The organism is Paenirhodobacter sp. CAU 1674 (genome assembly GCF_029222945.1).
Classification (GTDB): domain Bacteria; phylum Pseudomonadota; class Alphaproteobacteria; order Rhodobacterales; family Rhodobacteraceae; genus Rhodobacter.
The window spans coordinates 1-9881 of record NZ_JARHUH010000023.1; the positions used below are offsets into that span (position 1 = coordinate 1).

Annotated in this window: 6 protein-coding genes and 1 pseudogene; 1 reads left to right on the forward strand and 6 read right to left on the reverse strand. The window is 60.1% G+C overall.

Annotated elements, in window-relative coordinates:
* Positions 1–90: 90 nt before the first annotated feature.
* The 4 genes from P2G62_RS17550 to P2G62_RS17810 all read right to left on the reverse strand — a co-directional run bounded on the left by P2G62_RS17550 (position 91) and on the right by P2G62_RS17810 (position 7810).
* A complete protein-coding gene (locus P2G62_RS17550) occupies positions 91–4422 on the reverse strand; it encodes a DEAD/DEAH box helicase (protein WP_275736181.1) in 4332 nt (1443 codons plus the stop codon).
* A complete protein-coding gene (locus P2G62_RS17555; RefSeq protein ID WP_275736182.1) occupies positions 4423–6345 on the reverse strand; it encodes a DUF262 domain-containing protein in 1923 nt (640 codons plus the stop codon).
* A 63-nt stretch (positions 6346–6408) separates the two neighbouring features.
* Positions 6409–7296, reverse strand: a complete 888-nt coding sequence (locus P2G62_RS17560; protein WP_275736183.1) for a WYL domain-containing protein — start codon at positions 7294–7296, stop codon at positions 6409–6411.
* Positions 7297–7582: 286 nt separating this feature from the next.
* Positions 7583–7810, reverse strand: coding sequence for a helix-turn-helix domain-containing protein (locus P2G62_RS17810; RefSeq protein WP_244936038.1), 228 nt, complete (start codon positions 7808–7810; stop codon positions 7583–7585).
* 579 nt (positions 7811–8389) lie between these two features.
* On the opposite strand from P2G62_RS17810, the gene P2G62_RS17565 reads away from it, so the two are divergent.
* Positions 8390–9226: a DUF3883 domain-containing protein gene (locus P2G62_RS17565; protein ID WP_275736184.1), complete on the forward strand. Its 837-nt coding sequence runs from the start codon at positions 8390–8392 to the stop codon at positions 9224–9226.
* Between the two features lie 19 nt (positions 9227–9245).
* On the opposite strand, the gene P2G62_RS17570 is transcribed toward P2G62_RS17565, so the two are convergent.
* Together P2G62_RS17570 and P2G62_RS17575 are read right to left on the reverse strand one after the other, a co-directional pair.
* Positions 9246–9572: a hypothetical protein gene (locus tag P2G62_RS17570; RefSeq protein WP_275736185.1), complete on the reverse strand. Its 327-nt coding sequence runs from the start codon at positions 9570–9572 to the stop codon at positions 9246–9248.
* A 63-nt stretch (positions 9573–9635) separates the two neighbouring features.
* Positions 9636–9881 (reverse strand): annotated as a pseudogene (locus P2G62_RS17575) (hypothetical protein); the annotation flags it as partial.

Below are 9881 nucleotides of genomic sequence, written 5' to 3' on the forward strand. Positions count from 1 at the left end.
AATCCACGGTGTAAATCCCCCAACCCTCCCCTCTCGGAAAGGGCAAAAGTGGACGACTTTTACGCCGCCCGCGACACCACAACGGCGCCGCTACCGTGGCCGAGTATTGCTCCGCCGTTCACACTTCAAGCCCTTGTTCAGTCGGCTGATCTCCGCGCTGTTGGCGTATTGCAAAGCCAAGAGGGAAGTCTCGCCACAGACGAATTTGGCGTTGGTCACTTGGACCTGCCCATCCTTCTTCGGCCAAGAGAAGACGGTCTGGATGTCAAAGCCCTGCCGAACGCGCTCTTCATCGTTGGCCGTGATGCGCTCAGTCGGGGCCGCCTCGACGTTGTCGATGCGCAGAGTCTTCTTGATGGGGACTTCACCCGCCATGTGGTTGTTGCACCCATGGCAGCGCTCGACCTCGCCCTCGTGTGATGCGCCACAGTTGGAGCAGATGTAGATATCCTTGGTCGCCAATTCCGATCCGTCGCCCTGACGCACCTCGGGCGGCAATTTGGCTTTCATAACCCGGTAGGCGCGGCCCTCATGATAGATCAGACTGCGCGGACCGAATTCGGAAATGGCAAGGAAGCGGGCTCTGGACAGGAATGACCCCGTCTTACCTTCGCCAGGAACAAACGCGTAGAGCGGCAGGCGCGGGAAGTTGTACCCGGGCAGGAAGCCCTCAGTTGCCAGATACCGATACGAATAGAAATCGGAGCCATTCGAGGCTTTGCCTTGTTCGAGGATGGCGATCTGATCCTGGGCCTGCATTTGCGCGGCCTTGATCTTGCGCCGGTCGGCTCCCGAAAGCCCCGTAATCTCCGAACGCTTGTTGGCCTCGGCCAATTGCGTCCTGGCAGAGCTATAAAGCTCCCGCCAACGGTCGAAGGCGCGGTCAAACTCCTTTGGGGCATTCATGGCCGTGTGAAGAACGAACTCGTCTGGATCATCCATCCAGATCGGGGTTTGCCCTCCGTCGGACGCCAGAATCTGCTTCAAGACACGCGCCATCGGTCCCCGTGCCTGCGAGACCAGAGCGGGTTTCGAGATGACTGCCAGAACGTCCTCCTTCAGCGGGAATTTATCCCCGTGAAGGTCCAGAATCTCCGGGATGTCGGGAGAAAGCGCCAGTTTCGCTTCCGCCAGCCACACCGCATGCAGGTGCGATCGGACCAGCTCTTCATTGGTTATGTCGAGCGCTGGCGGCCGCACGACACCGGCCACCATATCGTTGCGCCGTTCGAAGAAATACTGATCATGCGGTGACCCCGAGGCGCAGTATGTCACGACAACCGCGGCTTGGCCTGAGCGACCGGCACGACCAGCACGCTGCGCGTAGTTCGCCGGCGTAGGAGGTACGTTGCGCAGGTAGACGGCGTTCAAGGCGGAAATATCAACGCCGAGTTCCATGGTCGGAGAGCAGAACAGCGCGGGAAGGAACCGGTCTGACTCGCCCGTAGCCCGGATTTCCGTGCGGTATTCCGAGCTGGCGAGGTGCTCCATGTCATCCTGCTCGAAACGGAACCGCCACTCACGCCACTCTCGCTGCTTTTGCGAAACCTGAGCCGTGTGCTCGCGTCCCTCCAGCCCCCAGTAGGAACTGCGCCCGTCGCCAAGGTCACTGGCAATCGCGGTGTAAAGGTCGTGGAAATATCGGTTGCCGCGGTGGGTTTCATCATCGAGAGCCGGTCCAGGCACAAGCCGAACCGCAGATGGTGACAGGCGCCAGCCCGTCACATCGCTATCGAGTTCAACAGGCACCAGCAGCCCTTCGTCGCTCAGGAAGACAAGCATCCCTTCCATGAACTCGTAGTACTCATCCTTGTTCAGCTTCATGCCGAGAACCGACTTCCGGTTCACGAGCCGTGCGATCCGCGAATTGGGACCTGCCCGAAGAAGCGTTTGTTCTTCACGCAGCGTGACGACGTTCTTGCTGCCCGCGCGCAGGACAAGCGAGGACCGCGCTCGCGGATTTTCCTTTTGGTCAATGGCCCAAGGTGCCTGAAGCAGCATTCGGGATTTCTGGGCCACGCCGTCGAGGACAGTCAGGTCCAAGGCTTCAGTCTGAACAGCCAGGCCCTCAAGCATCGCGGACAAAATCGCCTTTAGAATTGCCTGCCGCTGTTCGAGGCTGAGGTCTCCCAGCGCTGGATGGATGGCCATGAAGCGCTCGCGATCTTCAGAGATTTCCTCGAGGCCGAGGAAATTCACGTCGATCAGGTTCAGGACAGACAAGCTGGGGTTGGTGAAGCGCCAACCGCGACGCAGGTCCGTCCAGACACGATGGGCGAGTACCTTTGCGAGCGACCGCTGGGCATCTTCACGAATGATTGCACCAGCATTCGAATCCAGCAGCCAATGCTGGCGCGCCTCTTTGTTGGCGGCAGTAAAGCCGAGCGCCTTCACCACCTGCAGGCCGAATTCGTCTTCTGCGAGCCCACCTGAGCCAGCAGCAATGACCGCGCGAAGGATGGCTCCGCGCAACAGGCTTACGAAGAGGAAGTCATTAAAATGGCCAGACTGCAGGGCTGCGTCCTGACGGTTATCCGTGAACCCCAAAAGCTTCCGCTTCGTCTCGGGTACGCCGCTCCCGGGTTTGTTCATCCACTCCAGGGCGCTGGCGACCAGCAAGGTTGTTGCCGAGCTTCGCCCTTCGCCGGAGAGCCCGGCCAGCTTGCTGCGCTCTCGCATCCCCTGCGTCGGTTCGTCATGGCAGCACAGGCAGAACGCGAACTTTCCCGGGATGAACCAGAAATCGTTTCCGCCCGCTCCGTGGCGACCATCAGCACCGACGACGTAGGACACCGGCATACGCTTCTTGCGATACCCTCTCAGCCGTTCAATGCCGTTTTTCTCTTCTCGCCAGCTTTCGGGGTAACCCTCAAGCTCGCCAGTGAACTGGAAGTCAGTATCGCCCGGCGTAACCGGACAGAGATACCCCGCGACCTCGTCTTCTTCAGTGTCGAGCGGCGTGTCGTCGATGCTTCGGGGCAGAAAGCGCAAGCTCCCATCATCGTCGACCTTGGTCACGACATGGTATTCTTGGCCACAATTTCGGCAGAACCGCGTGGGGTAGAGGCGGTTTCCGGGTGCTTCGGGGTCCTCGAGCTGCCCTTCAAGAAGGATCCTACGCGGCCTGGCTGTGAGCGTCGCAAAGACCTCACCGGCACCGGAGATGAACCGGTGGAGTTTGAAGGCGAGAAAGGCTCCGTCCTTCGTGCCGCCGCGCTCATGCTCCGGCAGGCTTACCCGGGTCAGGAATTTTTCGAGATAGTCTCGGCAGGTTTCGGCATCGACCGCACTGGCCAGAGAAAGCTTTTCAACGGCTTCTTCGAAAGGGATAGGCTTCTTCCTGCGAAGCTCAAGCCCATCGTCCAATCCGAGTTCGAGTTCGGCCCACACCGAGAGTGGATGGCGCTTCAGGGTTTCGTCATCGAGTGCGTCCGGCAAAGGCTGAGTCAGGGCCGTCTTCAAAGCGCCAAGGACGTGCTCGGTCTTCAGGGCGTCATCGGTCGCGCGCTGCAAGGACTCGTCGATGACCGCGTCCGGGCCAATGTCGGTGCCAAACAGACGAGACGCTACCTTCGCGACAGCAAGCGCGCGGCTCTCGTCCGATCCCTCGGAGGCCATCGTTGCCGAGGTCCCGATGCAGATTGGCTCCTTCTCAGGCGAACACCTGTCTCGCAGGCGTCGCACGAGGACCGCGACATCGGCACCTTGGCGCCCGCGATAGGTATGGAGTTCGTCGAGAATGATGAACTCGAGACCGGACGCGTTCGAGACAACTTTCGAGTCCAGGTCGTCCTGACGCGTCAGAAGCAATTCTGCCATCATGTAGTTCGTCAGGAGAATGTCGGGCGGATTGGCAGCGATGCGCTCCCGCTCTTCACGGCTTTCCTGACCGGTGTAACGTTTGACCACCGGCTTGAGCTCATCGGGCAAACCGGAACCGGCGATGAACTTGTCGATCTCCTTCATCTGGCTATTTGCCAGTGCGTTCATGGGGTAAACGATGATTGCCGTCGTGCGACGCGGCTTTCCTGCGCGCCGCGCGCGGATGATCGAGTCGACAACCGGCACGAAGAAGCACAGGGATTTCCCCGAACCCGTACCGGTTGTGACGACGTAACTCTTCCCTTGCTTCGCCTTTGCGATCGCCTCGGCTTGGTGCCGGTGAAAGCGAAGAGGCGTAGTGCCAAAGCGGAAAACCTTGCCCGTGCCGTCGTCGAGATCACCCGTGGCGACGAGTTCATCGACCGTCGGCCCCGCCATAAAGCGTGGGTTCAGAGACAAGAGGGCATCCGGCCAGAATTTTCCGGCGTCGTACTGGGCATCGATCTCGGATTTCAGGTCGGGCGCCCGAATTGCGCTGAATGAACGCGAAAAGTGCTCGTAAGCACGGATCAATTGATGGTCGAACTCAAACGCTTTCATTCAGGCGGCCTCCTCGGCGTCCGGGGTCGGCACGTCAAAGCCTTCGTCGTCCTGGAGAACGTCCTCGCCTTCCTCCGGCACGGAATCTGCCCTGACGATCGCATGCCCGGTCGCCTTTGAAATCATGGCAAGGAGCCGCGTCTCCCGATCCGCCATGAATCCCTCGAAGTCATCCGCCCTCAGCAAGGAGGGATCCAGCCCGTGGGACGCCAGATAATCGTCAAGCGCTTCGCGGGCGATCGGCGGGTTGTCCTTTCCGCCTGTTTCCAGTCGTTCCAGGTAGACCGATGGAGCTACGCCGCCAAGAATGCGGTTGGTCTTGTAGCTGAGCGGCGTCTTGTTGACGACGGTGTCAAAGACCTTCGGCTCGATCTTCTGCTTCTTGCACCAGTCCTGCGGGAAGATGTGGTGGATATCGACGTATTCGTCAAAGAACACGGTGTCCTTGAAGTGCTGGCCGGAGCGTAAATCTCTCGCGCCTTCGGCCATCAGAAGGGCATGGATGCCCTTGTAGGCAGCCGACAGGCGGGTGCGCAGGGTGCGCAGTCGCTCCGGGCGGAAGCGGCCATCGGTGATCGTGCTGGGCTCGGGTCCACCGTCAAGCCACGCGGGCACTTCGAGCACGTCCTTGGCAAATCGGGACTCGATGGCCGAGCCATACAGCTCGCCAAAAATGCCGCACCAGAACCAGCGGGCAAGCTGGTCCTTCACCGCAGCGTGGTCGAACCTCGGCCCGATGATGGCGAGGATCGCGGCAAAGGGGACAAGCTGGCCCTGATAGGGCAGATCGATGACCCGGTAGATGTGGTTCTGCCGGAGGAACTTCGCCGCAGTCTTGAACCCTTCTTCGACCGCAGCACGGTGTTTCAGGTACGCCTCCAGCGGCAGGTCTAGGAGCGACTGACGCGTGGCCCGGACTGCGGACAGCTCCGACTCCTTACGCCCGGCGGCGATTTCGGCCGCGCGGGTCTCGACCCCATGCAGGAGGGCGATGGCCTGGAGCACATCTGTTGCCGCGACTTTTTCCAGCACGCCGAACTTCTGTTCGGCTGCCCGCCCAAAAAGCTGAAGTCTCGTCTGGAGCCCCGGCTGGCCGTCGGCGCCGAGCCAGTCGTCCCGCAGGCGATGGCCGCGGGCTGCATACATCGCTGTCACAAGCTCGAATGCGTCGAGCGGCTTGCCGCCGGTATTCACCTTCTCAAAGACCAGACAGACGGCCTCGTGGGAGGTGTCGGGGCTCAATGCAATTACGGGCAGCTGGTAGGCCTTGAAGTTCTGCAGGACCTCATCCTTAAACGGCTTGAAGAGCTTGCGTGTCTCCGGGTCGTTTTCCAGCCAGTATTCGTTGAAGCCATCTTGCCATTCGTCCCAGTCAAAAACCTGGTTCAGCGGGAACATGAGATTTTGGTATTCGAGTTCCGGCGTGGAGAGATCGAGGTCGATCTTCCGGTCGAAGTCCGACTTGATCCGCCGATCCTCGGGTACAGAGACAATGGCGTTTTCGCGGTCCTCGGCCGGATTCATGGCTTTTCGAATGTCGATGTAAAACCAGCGCTTCACGAGCTTGAGGCGAGGCGTGACCGTTTGCACCACCTCGCGGCGCAAGCAGGTCTGATAAAGCGAGGTCATGCGCTGCTGGCCATCCAGCAAGAGCTGATCCGGTGCGTCGTCGCCAACTGCGGCATCCGCCCCCTGGATTGGTCGGCGTGCGAAGGTATCAGCCGCACCAGGCTTCACCTCTAGCGTCATCAAGGCGCCGACCGGGAACGCCTGCGAGATCGAGGCGATCAGCCCCTTGATCCGTTCCTCGTCCCAAACCCAACTGCGCTGGAAATCCGGCAACTGAATCTTGCCGTTCCCACACTGACGGAGAAGCTCCTCCAAGCTGACCGGGTTGGTCTTGAATGCCGCTTGTTTACCCAATCTGGCTCTCCTCAAATGAACTTGCAGGCTTCTGACAACTGGACGCGATGACCGAAGAAGGCTTCATTTCGAACCCTCCGGAGCGCCAGCTGCTCGAATGCCGCTGAAAATTTCGTCGCGATTGATCAGCACGATTTGCTGGTCTTGGGGCGTGCGCGCTTCGGGGGCGGTATCTAGACCGAGGCGTTTGAGCGCATAGTAGAGGAGCGCACGTCTCACCTTGATTTTCGCCTTGCCGCCTCGCATGCCATAGTCGAGCGCGATAACCTTCGCTTGTGTTTCCGAGAGGTCGGGGTGGGGCCCGACTTCCAGCGTGACCTCGGAAAGCCAGTCGTGATCGTCGCCAGCCGATTTGTCGTTTTCGCCCGAGCCTCGGATCTCGAGCATCCGCGACAACAGGAAGTCCTTGAAGCAATCGTCGGTTTGGCAGAACGCCCGAGTGTGCCACCGGAAACCGTCAAATGCGATGGCATGGGGGGCGATCCAGCGCCAGCGCGGCTCGGGGCTGGACAGGGACTGGTACTTTACCTCGATCGCCTCGGACCGGCGGATGGCGCCAACGACCGAACGAAGCGTCGCCGGATTGACCCCACGAACCGGCGTAGGGGCGGCCGCGTAGGGCGGGAGGTTGGCGATCCAGGCGTCCTCGCGGTCGAGGAGCCCGTCAGCGACTGATCGCAGCTGTGCAAGGTAGCGGCTCGCGTCAGGCTCGAGGAACTGCGGCTTGAACTCGGACCCTCGTACATAGGTTCGCGCACTCTTGTCGTAGAGCATGTTGTCGGGGGCGAAGCCGATGTACCGATTCAGGTCGGTGGACGCCTGGTTCACCGATACCCCGAACTGATCCATAAGATCGCTGCGGTTCACATGCCCCTCCCAGAACAGGCGGAACTCTATGAACTCGAGGCGCTGCTCGACACCCCAACGAAGTTCCGACCGGTCGCTCTCCAAAATCACCTCCGGGCCAGATCGGTGGACCCGCAAACTATGCGGGCCCATTTTCTGTGCTCTCGATGACGCTAACTGAGGGGAGGAAAGCGGGCAATCGAAATTGCGCGTAAAGTGATTGTTTTCGAACGCGGTTCTATCTGCAGATGTGGATGGAGGTTATGGCTTGGGCCGGAGGGGCGGAATGGTGCGTGGTGGCGAACTGCAGGCTATTCAGCACACGCAACTTCCCTGCGCAGGTCAGAACTAGTTGCCGCGCAGGGTTTTGCTGACGATGCCCGCGCCGGTTTCAGCGCCCAGCCTTGATCTCCTCCAAATCACGCAGCTCTTGCTGTTCGAACGCAAGCACATCTTCGACACGATAGATCACCCGCCCGCCTAGCTTCATGAAGCGCGGCCCATCGCCGATCCACCGCCACCGCTCAAGTGTCCTTGGGCTAATTCTCCATCGGGCAGCCAGCTCGATTTGACTGAGGCACATTTCTCGCATTTCCGTTTCCTTTCGAACGACCACCATGGTCGCACGACGACGAATGCGTAGAAAGAAAACCTATTCAAGTCAGTGTGTTGGGGGCGCTGCGCGTTGCCGGCGGCGCCCTTCGGACAGTGGGCGCAGCATCGAATTGCCCAGTAAACCGGCGTCGAATTGCGAAATGTTCCCTAGAACTCCGTTACGCCCTGCAGATTGCCGGAGCCCCCTCAGGGGTCACGGGAGACGGTCCAGTTGTAAGCGCACCTCCTCCGCCACTTGCACATTGCAAACCCGAAAACAGGTCCCTCGCGGGGCCTTTTTCTTTATGTCCCAAAGGGGTTTGCAGGGACCATCCGCCCTTCGGAGACTGGCCAACTGCGCGAGATCGGTCTCCGAACGCCCACCGTCTCTTTCCACCCGCCCTGCGCTCTCGGCGAGACGGGTTCAAAACATCCATGGATTTCAAGGAACTGGCGGGATCGCGTTGCGCCCCTGTTTCGCTGGTTCCGGCTTGTTTCAAAGCAGACGGAGACACGACACGGGCGGCGTGGTGGTTGGTATGTCTTGGGAGACTTGCGCGAAGTCGCTGATGACAAACGCAGTTTCCGCCTTTAGCCTGGCGCGATGTCAAACGCGGCCTGGACAGATGAAGAGAACGACCTGATCGTCGCGGATTACTTCGCGATGCTGGCCGGCGACGCCTCTGGTCGCCCCTACAACAAGGCCGAGCATCGGCGCGGGCTTCTGCCCCTGTTGAATGATCGGTCCGAGGGATCGGTCGAGTTCAAGCACCAGAACATCAGCGCCGTGCTGAAGGGGCTGGGTGAGGACTGGATCCCGGGCTACAAGCCCGCCTTCAATTTCCAGATGACGCTGGTGGATGCCGTGGCGCGTTGGCTGGCGCTGAACCCGGCATGGCTCGGCCGCCATTCAGGTACCAGAGTGACGACCGGCCTGGCGGAGGCGCGGCCGATCTGGATCGGGCCGCCGCCGACGCTGTCGAACCAGCCGCCGCCGCAGGAACTGGAGCAGATGCTGCACATCGCCCGCAAATTCGATGTCGCGGCGAGAGACGAACGAAACCGAGCCCTCGGCCGTGCCGGTGAGGAGCGCGTTTTGGCGCACGAACGTGCAGCCCTCAAATCAGCGGGCCGTGACGATCTTGCGCGCAAGGTCCGGTGGGTGTCGGAGGAGGACGGTGACGGCGCTGGCTACGACATCGCGAGCTTCGCGCCGGACGGCCGTCCGCGCCTGATTGAGGTGAAGACGACGAATGGCTGGGAACGCACCCCTTTCCACATCAGCCGCAACGAGCTGGCCGTGGCCGAGGAGCGGCGCTCGGAATGGTCTCTGTTCCGGCTCTGGAACTTTGCGCGCGAGCCAAAGGCCTTCGAGCTGCACCCGCCGCTGGACGCGCATGTCTCGCTGACCGCGACGTCCTTTCAGGCGAGTTTTCATTGAGGGTCGGCGAAACGCCGGTTTAATTGCAAAAGACCTGATTGCCGATCGTTTGACAGCTCGAGCCATCGCTAAAGAAGGTCGAATTGCCAATAGTCTGCGATGATGTGCCATCGTTATAGAAGGTGCTATTACCTACCCGCTGAGAGTTGAACCCATCTGAGCCAAAGGTATTGTTTCCGATATGGGTATCGGTAACGCCGTTCGAGTAAAAGGTGTTGTTACCGATTTGCTGCGCATTGATGCCGTTGTCGCAGAACGTTTGGTTGCCGATTACTTGGCAATTCTGAGCAGATGCCGGGGTGGCTAAAAATGCCAGTGTAGTTGCAAAAATTGAAGCACGTTTCACTTTGTTCTTCCTAAATTTTCTAGCTGCAGAATTGCAAAGATAGCACCCCTGTCAATCAGCATATTAGCTGGCTTGCGTCGAGTCTAAAACTCGCTCAGCCTGCTCCTGCCATGTCTCCCCAGCCAGAAAGCACAGGTCGTAGAGGCTGATCGCCGACGCTTCGCGGCCGCAGGTCAGGCGTTTTAGCCTGCATTCCCCAGGTGGCGTGTCGTTTGAGGTGAAGATCGCCTGTATCCGATCGCTAGACAAGGATTTTCTGCCGCAAGCGGCACCTGCGGTCGCGCAGACTGCTGGATCTGGACGGATCAG